Source organism: Bacteroides sp. ET225, assembly GCF_024733745.1.
Classification (GTDB): domain Bacteria; phylum Bacteroidota; class Bacteroidia; order Bacteroidales; family Bacteroidaceae; genus Phocaeicola; species Phocaeicola excrementipullorum.
Genome location: NZ_JANRHN010000037.1, coordinates 16,483 through 33,217, shown reverse-complemented (window position 1 = coordinate 33,217; position 16,735 = coordinate 16,483). Strand labels below are relative to the sequence as shown.

General features: G+C 51.1%; 17 protein-coding genes. 9 read left to right on the top strand and 8 right to left on the bottom strand.

Annotation, left to right across the window (positions count from 1 at the left end; translation table 11 throughout):
* Window positions 1–182 precede the first annotated feature (182 nt).
* Window positions 183–1,223, bottom strand: coding sequence for a DUF4831 family protein (locus NW212_RS12995; RefSeq protein ID WP_258339067.1), 1,041 nt, complete (start codon window positions 1,221–1,223; stop codon window positions 183–185).
* A 1-nt stretch (window position 1,224) separates the two neighbouring features.
* Complete coding sequence (locus NW212_RS12990; RefSeq protein WP_258339066.1) at window positions 1,225–2,757, bottom strand: NAD(P)H-hydrate dehydratase; 1,533 nt, start codon at window positions 2,755–2,757, stop codon at window positions 1,225–1,227.
* Between the two features lie 237 nt (window positions 2,758–2,994).
* Here NW212_RS12990 and hpt point away from each other — a divergent pair, with 237 nt between their 5' ends.
* The 4 genes from hpt to pgeF all read left to right on the top strand — a co-directional run bounded on the left by hpt (window position 2,995) and on the right by pgeF (window position 6,218).
* Window positions 2,995–3,531, top strand: a complete 537-nt coding sequence (gene hpt, locus NW212_RS12985) for a hypoxanthine phosphoribosyltransferase (protein ID WP_258339065.1) — start codon at window positions 2,995–2,997, stop codon at window positions 3,529–3,531.
* A 35-nt stretch (window positions 3,532–3,566) separates the two neighbouring features.
* Window positions 3,567–4,136, top strand: a complete 570-nt coding sequence (locus tag NW212_RS12980) for an adenylate kinase (RefSeq protein ID WP_258339064.1) — start codon at window positions 3,567–3,569, stop codon at window positions 4,134–4,136.
* Window positions 4,137–4,230: 94 nt separating this feature from the next.
* Window positions 4,231–5,412, top strand: a complete 1,182-nt coding sequence (gene obgE, locus NW212_RS12975) for a GTPase ObgE (RefSeq protein WP_258339063.1) — start codon at window positions 4,231–4,233, stop codon at window positions 5,410–5,412.
* A 29-nt stretch (window positions 5,413–5,441) separates the two neighbouring features.
* Window positions 5,442–6,218 (top strand): peptidoglycan editing factor PgeF, encoded by a 777-nt coding sequence (pgeF, locus tag NW212_RS12970; protein WP_375337995.1) that lies wholly within the window; start codon window positions 5,442–5,444, stop codon window positions 6,216–6,218.
* Here pgeF and NW212_RS12965 read toward each other — a convergent pair.
* Window positions 6,202–6,363, bottom strand: a complete 162-nt coding sequence (locus NW212_RS12965) for a hypothetical protein (protein WP_258339061.1) — start codon at window positions 6,361–6,363, stop codon at window positions 6,202–6,204. The two genes, pgeF and NW212_RS12965, sit on opposite strands and share 17 nt — an antisense overlap.
* A gap of 342 nt (window positions 6,364–6,705) precedes the next feature.
* On the bottom strand, window positions 6,706–7,290 hold the full coding sequence (locus NW212_RS12960) for a sugar O-acetyltransferase (protein ID WP_258339060.1): 585 nt from the start codon (window positions 7,288–7,290) through the stop codon (window positions 6,706–6,708).
* A 498-nt stretch (window positions 7,291–7,788) separates the two neighbouring features.
* Between NW212_RS12960 and NW212_RS12955 the strand changes: the two genes are divergently transcribed.
* Genes NW212_RS12955 through NW212_RS12940 form a run of 4 tightly spaced genes read left to right on the top strand, consistent with a single transcriptional unit; the run spans window position 7,789 to window position 9,884 of the window.
* On the top strand, window positions 7,789–8,451 hold the full coding sequence (locus NW212_RS12955) for a B3/4 domain-containing protein (protein WP_258339068.1): 663 nt from the start codon (window positions 7,789–7,791) through the stop codon (window positions 8,449–8,451).
* 7 nt (window positions 8,452–8,458) lie between these two features.
* Window positions 8,459–8,656, top strand: coding sequence for a hypothetical protein (locus NW212_RS12950; protein WP_258339059.1), 198 nt, complete (start codon window positions 8,459–8,461; stop codon window positions 8,654–8,656).
* 59 nt (window positions 8,657–8,715) lie between these two features.
* On the top strand, window positions 8,716–9,243 hold the full coding sequence (locus NW212_RS12945; RefSeq protein WP_258339058.1) for a porin family protein: 528 nt from the start codon (window positions 8,716–8,718) through the stop codon (window positions 9,241–9,243).
* Between the two features lie 11 nt (window positions 9,244–9,254).
* A complete protein-coding gene (locus tag NW212_RS12940; protein ID WP_258339057.1) occupies window positions 9,255–9,884 on the top strand; it encodes a porin family protein in 630 nt (209 codons plus the stop codon).
* A 114-nt stretch (window positions 9,885–9,998) separates the two neighbouring features.
* Here the strand turns inward: NW212_RS12940 and NW212_RS12935 are convergent, their stop codons facing one another.
* The 4 genes from NW212_RS12935 to yaaA form a co-directional block, all read right to left on the bottom strand.
* A complete protein-coding gene (locus tag NW212_RS12935; RefSeq protein WP_258339056.1) occupies window positions 9,999–10,967 on the bottom strand; it encodes a type I phosphomannose isomerase catalytic subunit in 969 nt (322 codons plus the stop codon).
* 150 nt (window positions 10,968–11,117) lie between these two features.
* Window positions 11,118–12,314, bottom strand: coding sequence for a hypothetical protein (locus NW212_RS12930; protein WP_258339055.1), 1,197 nt, complete (start codon window positions 12,312–12,314; stop codon window positions 11,118–11,120).
* Window positions 12,315–12,364: 50 nt separating this feature from the next.
* On the bottom strand, window positions 12,365–15,067 hold the full coding sequence (locus NW212_RS12925) for a TonB-dependent receptor (protein ID WP_258339054.1): 2,703 nt from the start codon (window positions 15,065–15,067) through the stop codon (window positions 12,365–12,367).
* Between the two features lie 146 nt (window positions 15,068–15,213).
* Window positions 15,214–15,978 carry a peroxide stress protein YaaA gene (gene yaaA, locus NW212_RS12920; RefSeq protein ID WP_258339053.1) on the bottom strand — a complete coding sequence of 255 codons (765 nt, stop codon included), beginning with the start codon at window positions 15,976–15,978 and terminating at the stop codon, window positions 15,214–15,216.
* Between the two features lie 109 nt (window positions 15,979–16,087).
* Here yaaA and NW212_RS12915 point away from each other — a divergent pair, with 109 nt between their 5' ends.
* Window positions 16,088–16,603 (top strand): TlpA disulfide reductase family protein, encoded by a 516-nt coding sequence (locus tag NW212_RS12915; RefSeq protein ID WP_258339052.1) that lies wholly within the window; start codon window positions 16,088–16,090, stop codon window positions 16,601–16,603.
* Window positions 16,604–16,735: the final 132 nt, after the last annotated feature.

Sequence of the window (16,735 nt, the reverse complement as noted above, 5' to 3'; positions counted from 1 at the left end):
AAGAAGCCTGAAAGGAGAGTGTCGGTGCTTGCCGGTGCGCGTTTTTCTGCCTGGCTGAAAGCGTTGTAAAGTCATAAAAACAGAGGCTGTGTCAAAATGAAAATCAGCTGTCATTTGCTTTTTGACAGTCATTTCCTGTTTTGACACAGCCTTTTCTGTTGCATTTGTTGTCTGGATGAATTTCAGTCTTTGTCAATCTTGATCACACCGCCCGTAACCGGATTGAAGACCACGCGCGTGTTCACTTTCTTGTCAAACAGTCCGTCTACCAGCACTTCCGTGTAGCCGAACTGCGTTATCTGGAGTTCGTTCTCCCATTTTGTCTTTCCCTGGAAAGAAACGCTCACTTTGCCTTTGCCGGGGATATTGTAGATCACACCGTCGATTTTCTTCTTTTTCTTCCCGTCTTCTACCGGTGCCGGAAGCGATGACGAGTTGCTTATGCTGATGCTGATGGGATCTCCGGCCAGATTGTCTGCTTGCAGAACGCCCAGTCTGGAAGAGAAGCGGGCAAAAACCTTGTCGCTCATTTTGTCTTCCGGATTGACCGTGAATGTAAACACTTTGTCCGTGCGGTCTGTCACTCCGGTGAAGCTTTCGGTCAGCGCGCGTTCCTGCTTGTCGAGCTGGCTGATGATCAGTTTCAGAGAGGCTCCGTCTTTCGGCATTGTGTCGGCCTGTCCGCGCAGGATGGCGTTTTTGCTCTCGCGTATGTTATAGATTTCGCGGGCCGTAAGCTCTGCCATCTTAGCCGAAGAGCCTGCCAGCAGAATGTCTTCCGTCATATACTGGTGTGCATTCTCATGCTTCTGCGGAATCTGGAGCTTGTATTCCGGCTGTTCCTCCTTATAGCTGGAAGTGGTGTTGATAGCTTTTGCAATCCCTTGGTCTGTCAGTTCGATATTTGATTCCAGACTTTTGTCTTTCAGCTTCATGATGTAAGCCTTGGTTGAATCCGGGATTCCGGCGGTGCGCACCTGGATGTCTTTGATTTCCCAATGCGTTTCCGGACGGGTGCTGACATTGTTCAGCCGCAGGTAGCGGTTGGCATAAAGCCCGAATTCTCCCGGCTTGTAGTCAACGCGCGTGGCGATAATGTCTACCACTATCTGTGTTTTCGGGAGAAAATAAATGATACCTTCACCTTCGCCCGGTGTGTAGATGTCTTGTGCCTGTATGCCGGCAGATGCCAGCAGTGCAAGTGCGATAATGGCTTTTTTCATATTATTCAGGGTTTACGTTGTTTTTGTCAGACAATTGTTTCCAGGCTTCAGGAAGTGCGGCGATGATATCGCCGGCTGTCATGCTGATTTCTCCCATGCGCCGGCAGGCAATGTCGCCCGCCAGTCCGTGCACATAAACTCCGAGGCGGCAGGCATCCGACGAGTTGTAGCCTTGCGAGAGCAGTGCAAGCAGGATGCCCGTCAGCACGTCGCCGCTTCCTCCCGTCGCCATTCCCGGATTTCCTGTCGGGTTGAAGCTGACGCTTCCGTTAGGCGAGATGACAGCCGTCCATGCTCCTTTCAGCACGATGTAGCAGCGCAGGTAGCTCGCCAGTTCTTTGGCTTTTGTCAGACGTTCGTATGAATTGGAGCAGCGTCCGACAATGCGTTCGAGCTCTTTGGGATGAGGCGTGAGGATGGAGTCGGCAGGCAGGTTCGACAGGTTGCTGCTGTTTCTGGCCAGCAGGTTCAGCGCGTCTGCGTCGACAATCATCGGCATATAGCAGTTCTTGATTTGTGCGTAAAGCGCTTCGGCTGTCAGATCGTCCTGTCCGAGTCCCGGACCGACGGCCACGGCCTGATATGCGTCAAGGTCTGTTTCTGAGGCGAAGATATGCTCGTGCACATCGTCTTCCGTCATGGCTTCGGGAACGGCAGCCTGAAGCAGCGCGTGGTTGCATACCGGAGTGTGTACGGTAAGCAGTCCGATTCCGGAGCGCAGGCAGGCTTGTGCCGAAAGCACCGCTGCCCCTCCCATGCCGTATGAGCCGGCAATGAGCAGTCCGTGCCCGAACATGCCCTTGTGGTCGAATTTCTTGCGCGGTTTGATGATGCTTCTTATTTCTTCAGCCTCTGCGATGGAGTAGGGAGTGGAAGTTCTTTCAAGAAAATCCTTGCTGATGCCTATGTCTACCAGCACCCATTCGCCTACGAGGTCGGCATTTTCGGCAAACAGAAACGCCAGTTTGGGCAGCTGTACGCTGAGAGTCAGCGTTGCATGGATGATGTTCGGGCGGTTCAGCGTAGAGTTGTTTTCTCCCATCATTCCCGAAGGAATGTCGATGGAAACGATGGGTGCCGGCGAACTGTTCAGCATCTGCACAACCTTGGCGAATCCTTTTTCGAGCGGTCTGTCGAGTCCCGAGCCGAACAGTCCGTCGATGATGACATCCGTAGGCTTGATTGCCGGGATGGTCAGTTCTTTAGTGACTTCCGTATAGCTTTCTATCGCCGTTTCGTCGAGCCTCCGCACGTTGGCAAGACATTCTTCGGATATTTTTCCTGTGACGTTGAAGAAAATCACATTCACGGAATATCCTTTGTCGGCGAGAAGCCGCGCGATGGCCAGCGCGTCGCCTCCGTTGTTGCCTGCTCCTGCTATCACGATCATCCGGTGGGACGTGTCCCAGCGTGAGCAGATGATCCGCGTCATGGCAGCGGCGGCTCTTTCCATCAGTTCGATGGAGGATATGGGTTCGTTGGCAATAGTATAGGCATCAGCCTCTTTCTGTTGTGCGCAAGTTAAGATTTTCATGTCGTTAGCTAATTAATCATGCATAAAAGTGAAATTCTTCCGGCAGCGGGCACAGGATACATGAAACGTCAGTGATGCTCTGTGTTCTCTGCGGCGTATTTTGTCGGTAAAAGTACGAAAAAAGCGGTAGACGAAGTATATGTTCTGTTGAAAATATGTTTAAAACCTTACTGACTCGTGCAATGGTTTGTCGGAAAATCTGTAAATTTGCGGCAATTTTAAAATCAGTCAATGTGTATGAAAGAAATTCAGATAAAAGACAAGCGTTTCAGAACATTCATTCCTGAGGCGGACATATTGCGTGAAGTGCATAGAGTTGCAAGTGAAATCAGCCGCGACCTTGAGGGTGAGAATCCGCTGTTTGTGAGTGTGCTGAACGGTTCTTTCATGTTTACGGCCGATTTGATGAAGTGTCTGGATATACCTTGTGAGGTATCGTTCGTAAAGCTTGCTTCCTATGCGGGCACATCGTCGACGGGAAAAGTGAAGGAACTTGTCGGTCTGAATGAAGACATTTCCGGACGCACGGTGGTGATTGTGGAAGATATCGTGGATACGGGACTGACAATGAAGCGGCTCATCGAAACGCTGAAGGGGCGCGGACCGAAAGACATCCGCGTGGCTACGCTGCTGGTGAAGCCGGACAAACTGGAGGTGGAGCTGAACCTCGACTATGTGGCGATGAAGATTCCCAACGACTTCATCGTGGGATACGGACTTGACTATGACGGACTGGGACGTAACTACCGCGACATTTATACGGTAATCGACTGAAACAGTAATAATAACATAACAAAAAGGTAAAAAAGATGTTGAACATTGTAATTTTTGGCGCACCGGGTTCCGGCAAAGGCACTCAGAGTGCGCGTATCGTGGAAAAATATGGGCTGAACCATATTTCTACAGGTGATGTGCTGCGTGCGGAAATCAAGAACGGAACTGAACTCGGCAAGACTGCAAAAGGCTATATCGACAACGGACAGCTGATTCCCGACGCACTGATGATTGATATTCTGGCAAGTGTGTTTGACAGCCTGAAAGACAGCAAAGGCGTGATATTCGACGGATTCCCCCGTACAATCGCTCAGGCAGATGCGCTGAAGGCGATGCTGAAAGAACGCGGACAGGAAGTGTCTGTGATGCTCGACCTGGAAGTTCCGGAAGACGAGCTGATGACGCGCCTTATCAAGCGCGGACAGGAGTCTGGCCGTGCCGACGACAACGAAGAAACAATCAAGAAACGCCTGGTGGTTTATCATTCGCAGACGGCTCCGCTGATCGACTGGTACAAGAAAGGCGGAACTTACCGCCACATCAATGGACTGGGCACGATGGACGGTATCTTTGCCGATATCTGCAAGGCTATTGAAAATATTTAAATTGAAGTTGACGGGTTGGCAAAGTGCGGGGTGACAAAAGGCCGGATAAGCTTTGTCACCTCGTTGGCTCGTCACTCGTAACTGAAAAAAGATTATGGCTGAATCGAATTTTGTTGATTATGTAAAAATCTACTGCCGCTCCGGAAAAGGAGGACGCGGCTCGGCACATTTGCGCCGTGAAAAATATATGCCAAACGGAGGACCTGACGGTGGCGACGGTGGTAGAGGAGGTCATGTGATTTTGCGGGGAAACCGCAACTACTGGACACTGCTTCACCTGAAGTACGAGCGTCATGTGTTTGCCGGACACGGCGGAAACGGTTCTAAAAGCCGGAGTACCGGAAAGGACGGTGAGGACAAGGTGATAGAGGTGCCGTGCGGAACCGTTGTGTACAATGCGGAAACCGGCGAATATGTGTGCGACATCACCGAACACGGACAGGAAGTCATTCTCCTGAAAGGCGGTCGCGGAGGTCTGGGAAACTGGCATTTCCGTACGGCCACAAGGCAGGCGCCGCGCTTTGCCCAGCCGGGAGAGCCGATGCAGGAAATGATGGTGATTCTCGAACTGAAGCTGCTGGCCGATGTCGGTCTGGTAGGTTTTCCGAATGCCGGAAAGTCTACGCTGCTTTCTGCCGTTTCTGCCGCCCGTCCGAAAATAGCCAACTATCCGTTCACTACGCTTGAACCGAATCTGGGCATCGTGTCATATCATGACGGCAAGTCGTTTGTGATGGCGGACATTCCGGGAATCATCGAAGGAGCAAGCGAAGGAAAGGGACTGGGACTGCGTTTCCTGCGCCACATCGAACGCAACTCGCTGCTGCTGTTCATGGTGCCGGGCGATACGGATGACATCCGCAAGGAATATGAAATCCTGCTCAACGAGGTGGCTACGTTCAATCCGGAAATGCTCGACAAGCAGCGTGTGCTGGCAATCACGAAGTGTGACTTGCTGGATGACGAACTTGTCGGAATGCTGGAGCCGACTTTGCCCGAAGGTGTTCCTTATGTATTCATCTCGGCTGTGGCCGGGACAGGAATCGCTCAGTTGAAAGACCTGTTGTGGAACGAGCTGAACAAGGAAAGCAACCGTCTGGAAGCCGTGCGCCACGAAGCGATTGTCCATCGCCCGAAGGACTTGACAAAGCTTCAGGAGGAACTGAAGGATCTGGGTGAGGACGAAGACTTTGATTATGTGTATGAGGATGACGATCCGGATGATTTCGAGTATGAATATGAAGAAGAGGACTGGGAAGACGAACCTGAAAAGTAATGGAATATCAGTTTGTTAAAGATAGAAGGATGTTGGAATATGGCTTGAACGGGCTGCATTCCGACATTTTTTGTTTCTCTACTACACGCCATGGCGGATACAGTGGGGGAAACTACGCTTCGTTCAACTGCAACGCCTGTTGCGGCGATTCTGAAACATCGGTAGCGCAGAATCGCGGGCTGCTTTGTTCGCTGATGCCGGTGCGTCCCAAGTGTCTGGTTATCCCTCATCAGGTGCATCGCACGGAGGTCCGTTGCATAGACGAGAGCTTCCTGCTTGAAGATGAATCGGAGCGGGCGGTTTTGCTTGAAGGAGTTGACGCGCTGGTGAGCAGCCTTCCGGAGGTGTGCCTTTGTATCTCTACCGCCGACTGCGTTCCCATACTGTTTTTCGATGCTCGCCTGAAGATTGTGGCAGCGGCTCATGCTGGCTGGCGCGGAACCGTGGCCGGGATTGCGGCAAAAACACTGCGTGTGATGGCTGACGCTTACGGAACGAGAGGGCAGGACGTTGCGGCCTGCATCGGTCCGAGCATTTCGCCGGATGCCTTTGAAGTGGGCGATGAGGTTTATGAGGCGTTCCGGAGTGCCGGATTCAGAATGGACCGGATCGCTTTCCGCCGCGGCAAATGGCACATCGACTTGTGGGAAGCCAACCGGATGCAGTTGCTTGACTCCGGAGTCCTGCCGGAAAATGTCGAACTCTCCGGCATCTGCACCTACAATGCTCCGGCCGACTTCTTTTCAGCCCGCCGTCTGGGAATCCGTTCCGGCCGTATCCTTTCGGGCATCATGCTGCTGAGATAATCGGCCGGCAGTATGCCGGATGGAAGCACAGGACGGCATATATCGCTTTTGCTCCGGCTTTCTTTGCCGTCTTCTTGATCTTGTTCCACAGTTCGGATTCTGAGTAGTTATCCTTGTAGGGAGTGTAGTTGTCGGGCTTTTTCATTTCGGTCTTGATAGAAAGTTCAAACAGGTTTTAAAGCTAGGAAATAATTGCCGAAGTGCAAACTTCCGGCATGGATTTGTCGCGGCCTGCTGCCGGAATCTGTAAACCGCATCGTGAAACATACATTCCACAATGCGGTTTACAGATTCCACAGTGTGGAACATACGTTCTGCATTGCCGCCTAAATTCGCTGGGATTCAAACCGATTATTCGAAACGCAGATTTCCGCAGATTAACGCAGATTGGGTATAAACTCAACAGCTGCTTGCTTGTGTGATGTTTTCCTTTCCCGGCAATCCGACAAGGAAAGAGTAATCTTTCTCGTCCATCTGTTTTGCTTTGTCAGATGTATCGTTCCTTGTCTTTCTCTGTAATCTCACGTATCACCCTGCACGGATTTCCGGCGGCCAATACCCCGGCAGGAATATCTTTGTTCACTACGCTGCCGGCACCTATCACAGCTCCGTCGCCGATGGTCACTCCCGGCAGGACACTGACTCCGGCGCCAATCCATACATCGTTGCCGACCGTGATAGGGCGTGCATATTCCAGCCCTTTGTTTCTGCGTTCTGAGTCAAGCGGATGTCCGGCCGTATAGAAGCCGCAGTTGGGAGCGACAAATACATTGTCGCCGAACTTCACCTCGGCTTCGTCCAGAATCACGCAGTTCATGTTGGCGAAGAAGTTTTCGCCCACCTCGATGTTGTAGCCATAATCGCAGAAGAAAGGAGATACGATGGTGCAGCTGCCATTCACCTTTCCCAGAATACGCCTTACCAACGCGTCGCGTTCTTCTGCTTTTGACGGGCGCAACTGGTTCAGCTCGTAGGTAAGGTCGGCGCAAGCAGCCCTTTCAGCCAGCAGTTCCGGGTCATAGTTGGCATCGTAGAGCTTGCCCGCCTTCATTTTCATTTTTTCTGTTTCCATATCAATCTGAATGTTAAACTTCTTTTGGCCGATTCTTGCATAAGGGGGTATCGAAACATAAACCAGCCTTCATTTTGTCATCTTGGGCAAAGCGAAAGGCTCGGAAACATAGGCTGATGCATGTGAGATGTTTCACTTCGTGCATGACATTGCCTTTTGATGCACCCTTATAAGAGGCTTCTGCCTAATTGAAACGGGTTCTAAAGTTACTCATTATTTTTCATTGAATGCGGCCTGTATGCTATAAATCTTCATCAAGTTGCGATTTTTAAGAGCCTTTGCATTTGAAGTGTAATGGGTGGACCGGCTGGAATCAGTTGGGATATGAAAGCCGATTCTGCACCGGCCTATTGTCCGCCTTCTTCGGAACCAGCCTTTCCGTGCGGGATGCAAATTGCGGCTTTTTCTCGCATTTATTGTCAAAAATGGACGTAAAGGTTTGAATGTGCAGGATAAATCGCTACTTTTGTTCTCAGATAACAGATGATTATGAATGATTTGAAGATAGAAGTTTCTGATGAATTGAGGCAGGCATGGCCCCGGTTCTGCGGGGCGGCGGTGTTTGCTTCGGTAAAGAATTCGGCCTATAGCGAAGAGCTGTGGAAGCGGATAGGGGAGTTTACCGAGCTTTACCGGCAGCGGTATACGACGGATTCGATCAAGCTGATTCCTGCCATACAGGCCACCCGCCAGGCTTACAAGAAATGCGGCAAGGACCCCAGCCGTTACCGGCCTTCGTCTGAGGCGCTGTGCCGCCGCATCTTGCGCGGGATACCTTTGTATCAGATTGATACGCTTGTCGATCTGATCAATCTGGCGTCTATTTATAGCGGACATTCGATTGGCGGGTTCGACCGCGACAAGATTCAAGGCGACCGTCTGGTGCTGGGAATCGGAAAGGCGGGAGAGCCTTACGAGGGTATCGGGCGCGGCGAACTGAACATCGAGGGGATGCCTGTATACCGGGATGCTGCCGGAGGGGTCGGTACGCCTACAAGCGACAACGAGCGGACTAAAATCAGCCTGCAAACGTCCCGGCTGCTTGCCATCATGAACGCCTACAGTGGAAGTGAAGGCCTTGAAGACTCGGTGAACTATATGACAGGCCTTTTGAAAGAGTTTGCGGAAGCCGAAAATGTCAGCATTGTTTATTTTAAATGATTGATTTATGGATATTGAAAAGGTTCTTACAGATGGCATCGTTTTCAGAGGAGGAAAATCGCCGTCCGGAAAGGGGAAGGAAGAAAAGGTGAAGACGAAAGCGAAAAAGAAAGCGTATATTACCGGCCAGCATGGTTCGGGCGCGGCAAAGATGAAGGCGGAATACCGGCGCCGCAGGGCTAACCGGCATAAAAACGGCAAGTGAGCCCGTTTCTGTCCGGATGTATTATTTTCAAACAGTATAAAAACTAAAATCAGAAAATTATGAAAAAGTTTCTTTTGGTAATTGCAGCCGTGCTGGGCTTTGTGTCAGCCCAGGCGCAGGAAATGTATTTGGGAGGAGGAATCAGCCTTTGGAGAAATACGGAAGCTGACAGGACCTCGTTCTCCATCGCTCCCGATTTCGGATATAACTTGAGCGAGCGCTGGGCCGTGGGAGGCGAGCTGGGAATAGCGATCAACGGAAAAGGGGACAATTCTCCGCAGACGAGGTCTTTTGCCATCGCTCCCTACGCGCGCTATTCGTATTACGAAAACAAGGTTGTCCGCCTTTTCATCGATATGGGCGTGGGTATTTCTACCACCAAGGTGAAAGACGGGAACAGGGACAACGGCTTTGAAATCGGATTCAAGCCGGGACTTGCCATCAAGCTGAACGACAGCTTCAGCTTCATTACGAAGGTCGGATTTGCCGGCTACCGTAAGGACTACTACAGAAGCATGGGCGAAGACGGCTTCGGCGTGACGGTGGACGGAGAGAACATTTCCATCGGCATTGATTATGAATTTTAAACCTTAAGATTATGAAGCGTATATTTTTTGCTTTATTGTGCTTCTGCATGGTTCTGACGGCAGGGGCGCAGACAAAAGTGGGCTGGAGCATGAAGCTCGGACTGGGTATGAGCACCTGGATGGGAAAGGATGCCAGCGGATCGTCGCCTTTGTTCAATCAGAAGGTGGGTGTAGGCATTGACATACCGATGACAGGTCTGGTGTCTTTCCAGACCGGCTTGATGTGGGAGTCTAAAGGCATAGCTTATGACTTTCATGACAATGGAACGAGGTATGACGCGCACTGCAACCTGAATTATTTCCAGATGCCTCTGCTTGCCGCATTCCATGTGGGAACGCCTGCCAATTTCGATATGGTGTTCTCGGCCGGAGGATATCTGGCATACGGTGTCAAAGGGAAGAACGACGTTGAGATGGAAGACCTGACCGTTTCGTGGGATTCGTTTGGAGATTCAACCTTGCCGACTGGCGTAACCAGAGAAGGAGCGAACCGCTTTGATGCCGGCTTGCAGGCTGGTGTGGCTCTCGACTTCGCCCACTGGAATGTAGGGCTTGACGGCGAGTTCGGGCTGTGCAAGGTGATGCCCGACAGCAAGACGCGCAACCTGGCTTTCTATTTTACCGTAGGGTATAAGTTCTGAGCAAACGCCCGGACAAGGAAGGCGTGCCGGGATAAGATTTTAAGTGCAAGGCACAAAGACGCAGCGTTTCGCCGTGGCTTTGTGCCTTGCTGTATGATTTGCCTGACGGTTTGTTCAGACGTATGTTTCAAGGAACTTCACGCTTCCTTCCGGAGCGATGTCGATTGTTTGGGCAGTGGCTGGGAAAAGCACTGATTCGCCGGCGCGCAGCTGCAGTTCGTTTCCTTCGTTGTCGGTGACTTTGCAGGAACCTTCCATGCAGATGTAGATGACGAACGAGTCGAGTTCGCTGTAGTCGACGGTCATCGGTTCTGTCAGGTCATACACCGAAGTGGTGAAGTGCCGGCATTTCACGAGTTCCACTCCTTCATTCTGTTTCGGAGTATAGTGCGTGCGGTAGTCTTCGTGCACCGTATAGTCGATGGCATCTTTCGAGAGTTCCGTGTGCAGTTCGCGCGTGTTTCCGTTTTTGTCCTTCCGGTTGAAGTCGTAGATGCGGTAGGTGATGTTGGACGTTTCCTGGATTTCAGCGATGAACGATCCCGCTCCGATGCTGTGGATGCGTCCGGCAGGAAGGAAAAACACGTCGCCGGCATGAATCTGGTAGTCAGCCAGCACGTCGCAGATCGTATTGTCGGCAATGCGCCGGGCATATTCTTCGGGCGTAATCTTTTGAGAGAGTCCCGAGCGCAGGTGTGCTCCCTCCGCCGTTCCGATTACATACCACATTTCCGTTTTTCCTCTTGAGTTGTGGCGTTTCATCGCGAGTTCGTCATCCGGATGAACCTGGATCGAAAGGTCCTGCTGCGCGTCGATGAATTTGATGAGCAATGGAAATTCCCCGTGAAAACGTTCGTAGTTTTCTTTCCCCACCAGTTTTTCCTTATATTCATTCATCAGCTGCGTCAGGTTCTTTCCTGCGTCAGCTCCGTTGGCCACGATTGACTCGTCGCCTTTCACGTCTGAAATCTCCCAGCTTTCGCCGACCTGCTCCTGCCGGCAGTCCAGATGTTTGAACGGAATGATCTTGTTGCCTCCCCAGATAGTGGATTTTAAGATTGGTTTAAACTTCAAAGGATACATAGCTTCTGTTTTAATGTTAGACTGATGCAAATGTAGCAAAAAGAAACGGATTGGCCTTTATCGGGCGGAGAAATAAAAATCTCCGGCCTGCCGGAAGATGATTCGCGGCAACCGGAGATGAATGAAAGTTAGATTAAGGGAAAAAACAAGTTAAAGTGTGTAGCCTGTCCATCCGAAGATGTTGGTGGGGCATCCGGTGTGTCCGTCTTCGATGGTTACGGTTCCGTTTCCGGTGTTCGAGCTGTTCTGGTCTGCCTCCACATTGGTAGCTTCCTTGGTTACCTGGATGGATGTTGCGCTGTCGGCGTTGCTCTTGGAGTCAGTCAGGTCTACAAGGTTTTCGATCGCTCCTGAACCTTTCACCAGTGCGTTTGTGATGGTTGCCGTAGCTCCGCGGCGGATCTTGATGGCATCCTGCATTGACTGTGTGGAAGAAAGCGTTTCGATGGTCATGTTTTCAATCGTGAAGTCAGACTGCTGAATGTGGTCGGGACCGTTTCCGTCCAGGTTTCCGTCAGCTTCCACGCCGCGCGGGTCTTCTTCCGTGCTGGTGAATGCACTTTCCCATCTTCCGTAGCAGTTGGACAATGTTCCGGTATATCCCTGGGTGAAGTCGAACATGTCGTCATCGCAGTTTATAGCCAGCAGGTTGCTGACGTTTACAGAACCTCCGAAGAACTCGATAGCATCGTCTGCGCCTTCAGCCACATAGATGTTCTCTATTTTTGTTCCGCTTCCCACGGCGTTCAGTGTCAGGCCGTTGTGCTCGATGTCTGCGCTTGAGCGTGCGCCCGTGTAAAGCAGCTTGACGTAGGTCAGAACGCCGGAGTTATCGGTATCATCCTCTCCTCCGTAGAGATAGTTGGTGTCAACTTCCGTAGAGCCTTCTATCACAGGCTCTTCTCCGTTTTCTCCCGTAGCGTGTGAAATCCGTGCCTTTCCGTTCAGAATCAGTCCGCCCCAGTATCCGGGTTCTGCCTGTGTTTCGTCATCAGCGGTGAATGTGATGGGAGCGTCGGCAGTTCCTTCCGCAACGATTCTTCCTCCGCGTTCAACCAGTATATAGCTTGAAAATCCTTCTCTTGCTCTGATGGTCATTCCGGCAGGGATGGTGAGGGTGGCTCCTTCGTTCACGTGTACGGTTCCGTTGATGTAGTACTGCTTGTTTGCGTCGAGCGTCAGGTCTTCTCTGATTTCTCCGGGCAGGTTTTCAGCTTCTTCAGTGGTGGGCGGGTTATTGCCGTCCGGATTCGGATCAGTTGCATTTTCGTCATCACTGCAAGATGTAAAACTCATTCCGCATACGATGGCCGTGAGTGCCATTGCGCTTAAAAATAGCTTTCTCATGTTGATAAAAATTGGTTAGAAAATAGTTAGTAAATAGTTGTTTGTCATAATCAGAAGTTACAGCTCAGCCCGATGCTGAAGTCCATTCCTCTCTTGTATTTGCTCAGCACAACCTCTTTGTTGTCGGCGTTTCCTTTGCGGGTAAGCTGGTGGGTGGAGTTGAGCAGGTTTCGTGCCTTTATGCTTATCGAAAAGTACTTTCCTAACTGGGTGGAGGCCACGAAGTCGAGTGTCGGGATTCCGTTTTCAACGATGTCCTGATAGCCCTGCGTTCCGATCGTGTAGATTCTGTCGCTGAAATAGTTGAACACAAGTGCCGTGCTCAGGGATTTCGTGCCCTTACGGAACAGGTAGCTCAGGTCGGCGTTGACGATCCAGGGCGCCGCTCCTTCAAGCTGTGAGCCGGTCGGGTCGGTTGCCTGCGGCACCTTTGCGCGGGTATAGGTGTAGGCTCCGTTCACTCCGAGGCTCAGTTTGCTGAGGCCGTTGTCCGGGAGCTGGCGTGCGAACAGGTCTTTCTTCAGTTCTGCTTCTATGCCGGCAGCTGTCGCATGGTCCGCTATGTTCTGATAGGAGAGGAAGCCTCCGGCACTGGCCACCTCGATACGCGAGATCGGGCGCTTGATGTATTTGTAGAATCCGGTTATCGAAAACAGTTCCGAAGGCGACAGATACCAGTCCCATTTCAGGTCGATGTTGTAGTTGTCCGATGGTTTCAAGTCGGGATTACCCTGGCTTTTGAAGCTTACGCTGATGTAGCGGTAAGGAGATATTTCCTTCGACTGCGGCAGGGTGTAGGTCTTGCTTGCGGCGAGCCGCAGGGTATGGCTGTCGTTGATGTTGTAGCGCAGGTTTAGGCTCGGCAGGAAATACGACTTGTCTATTTTCTGCTCTCCCTTGCTTCCTCCGCGGTTTACGTTATAGTCTACTTTCATGTATACATCGTCATATTTCAGTCCGATGTTGGCGATGAAGCCGGAGGTCAGCTGGTAGGTAGCTTCCGCGTAAGCCGAATGGATATTCTTCTTTACGCTGTATTCGTCAAGGTTATAGTCCAGCAGGAAGTTGTTGGCAAGATAGTTTGTCTGGTTGTAATAGTCGTCAAAGCGCACGTCGCTGATGTCGAACACTGACTGGCTTACGGCTGACATGTCGTACTCTGCGGCTTCAAATCCGTCATCGATGATGCGCCCCATGTAGCCGATCTGCACGTTGGAGTTCTGTTCGAAGCGGTCGGCTATCTTATAGACGAGCGACATGCGGATGTTCAGGTCCTTTTCGTTCAGTTCCGAGAAATAGCGCTGCTGCACGCCGGTGCCTCTCATCGGAACATAGCCTCTGTCCGTCTTCGAAAGGTTGTTGATGCGCCGGTCGGGCTCGCTTCCCTTGATCGTGTTGTAGGAGAGTCCGGCATTCAGGTCGAACTTCTTGTTCAGTTCCCATTTGCTGTTCAACTGGTTCACGAACAGCAGGTTGTCGTTTGCCTGCTGGCGGCGCATGAAGCCTTCGTATGTGTCAGACGACTGATAGTCGTTGTCCATTCCAAGGTATTCGCCCACCGATTCTTTGGCGGCATGCACCATCATGAAGTTGTATGCGATTCTGTGTCTGTTGTCGTGGCTGTATTCCAGATTGGCCATGGCAAGCTGGTTTGTTTCCACTTGCGAGATGTTTCCGTTCATGTCTTGCGACAAGGTTCCGGTTGTCGTGGTGTTGCGCACTTCTTCGTCGTAGTGCGTATAGTTTCTGTTGTGGCTTGCCACCAGGTAGAACGAGAGCGGGTTGCCGTTAATGCGGAACTTTTTCCCGCCTGAGATGGCATAGCTTTGGTTGATCTGCAGGTTCTGTCTGCTCGGGTCGAGCGAGTTGCTGAAACTGTATCCGTCGAAGTTTTCTCCCGGCTGGGTTTTGCCGGCGAATCCGAATGCGTTCACTCCGTCCATTTTCAGAAAGTCGGAAGAAACAGTCTGTGTGTTCAGTCCTCCCGACAGGCTGACGTTCAGCTTTCCTTCGCCTGTAAGCTCTTTAGATGTGATGTTGATGTTTGCCCCGGCCACATCAGCAAGCGTGTTGCTGTAGAACGCCTTGTTAACCTCTACCGACTGGATGATGTCTGTCGTGAAGAAGTCGAGCGCGATGTTTTTGTATTCCGGGTCTTCCGAGGGTATCGGAAAGCGGTTCAGGGTGGTGATGTTGTATCTGTCGCCCAGACCGCGGACGAATACGTTTTTCACGCCGTCCTGCTGTGAGATTCCGGATATTTTGGTGACGGCTCCCTGCGCGTCGCTGACCCCTTTGCGCGAAAGTTCCTGGGCTCCGACAGCCTGAACAGCCACCACCGAACGTTTCTGTTCGAGCAGCGTCACGTTTTCCGATTCGCGGTTTGCCTTGGCCACTACCACTACGTCCGAGAGGATCTGGTCGTCGGTAACCATCTCGAAGTCGAGTGTGGTAATCTTGTTGTCCTCAATCTTTACCTGCCGTTTGACGGCTGTCTTGTATCCTACGTATTTGATTTCTATGTCATAGATTCCGTCTTCTATCCCTGACAGCTGGAAGTTTCCGTCGATGTCTGTGACGGTCGCGATGTTGCTTCCCACAATCTGGACGGTTGCTCCAATCAGCGGTTCCTTTGATTTCTGGTCTTTTATCCGCCCCCTGATGTTTATTTCCGTTTCTTCAGCCCCAAAAACTTGTACGGCAGCCAGTGTCATGAATGCGGCTGCGCTGATCCAATTCCTTAACCTCTTCATTGCTGTAGTCGATGCTTTGTTTTTTCCGACGGCAAAGATCGGGCAGCGAGGTTACAGCGTTATATCATCGGGGTGAATAGGCTTTTACGTCTGTGTTTCGTTTCCTTGTCAATATTGGCGGAGATGTTACATTGTTGAAGCAGCTGTTACATCAGCGTGAAGACGGGGCTGTGCGGAGTGCTGAGGCTTTCGTCAAACGAGAATCCTTCCCATTCAAACCCTTTCAGTGCTTCGGGGCTTTCGATCCGGTTTTTCAGGATATATCTTGTCATTTCTCCCCTGCACATCTTGGTATAGACAACGACGGTAGAGGGTTTCCGGTTTTTCATGACATAGAACTCGGGTGTGATGACCTGCACTTCGCGGCATACCCTATTCCAGTCGAAAAGCTCTTTCATTTCTCCGCTGGCCAGATTGACCAGTATGCCTCCCTGCTTTTTGATTTCGCCGATAAAATAATCGGTGAGCAGCGGCTTCCAGTAGTCGAACATCGTCAGGTATCCTGTTTCTGCCAGTTTCACGTCCCCTTCAAGCCGGTAGTTCTTGATACCGTCCAAAGGGCGCAGCAGTCCGTAGAGAAACGATGTGATGAGCAGGTGGTTCTGCGCGAAAAGAAAGTCTTCTTCCGAGAAATCCGTTGGGCTGATGCGCTTGAATACGATTCCCGTATAAGAAGTCAGAGCCGGAAGCGGGCGGTTGTCTTCGGAGAAGAAGTTGTGGTAGCGCAGGCAGTTTTCCGCTGCCAGTTTGGGATTGACGCGCAGCAGTTTCCCGAGCTGTTCGGGCGAAAACTGCGCCATGTGCAGCGCGTTGGCTTCCGCCTCTTTCTCAAAGCGGGGCACGGACGTGCCGGGCGTGTGTATTTTGCTGCGTGCGGTCATCGTCTTGGCGCACGAAATGAATGTCATCATATCCGGAATTTCTTTTAATGTTAAAACTGTTTACAAAGATAAGCCTCCTGCAGGATATTTCTGCGTTTTCGGATAACTTTGTGCCGTTTCATATAAAACAACAGAGAAGATGAAGAAGTTTTTTGCATTATTGTTTTGCGGATTCTTTCTGTTTGCCGGAAATGTCCTGGCGCAGGAGGCGGATGCAGATAAAGTAAAGTTGGGCGATGATATGCCCTCCATAACGTTGAAATCGGAGAGCTATGGTGATGTCACTCCCGAAAGCTTGAAAGGAAAAGTGGTGCTGGTCAGTCTGTTTGCCACCTGGTGCGGACCTTGTCAGCTGGAACTGGCCGAAGTGCAGAAATCCTTGTGGCCAGCCTATAAGGACAATCCGGATTTCAAGTTGCTGGTGGTCGGCCGGGAACATACGGAAGCGGAGCTTAAGAAATACAATGAACGGAAGAAGTTCAGTTTCCCCTTGTATGCCGATCCGGGGCGCAAGGTTTATTCCCTTTTCGCAGACCAGACCATTCCGCGCGCCTACTTGTTTGGCAAAGACGGAAAGCTGGTATATTCTTCCGTGGGATACTCGAAGGACGAGTTCCGGAAGCTGATGGATGCGATAGAGAATGCCTTGAAGTAAAGATGTTAGATGTCTGAAGAAATATTGAGGCATATGCATCTTGCGACAAAGGAGGGTGTGTCGAAGCACAAATCAACTTTCATTTGGTCATCCAAAGCAAAGCGAAGGAATTGATGCGTGCGAGAGGTTTCA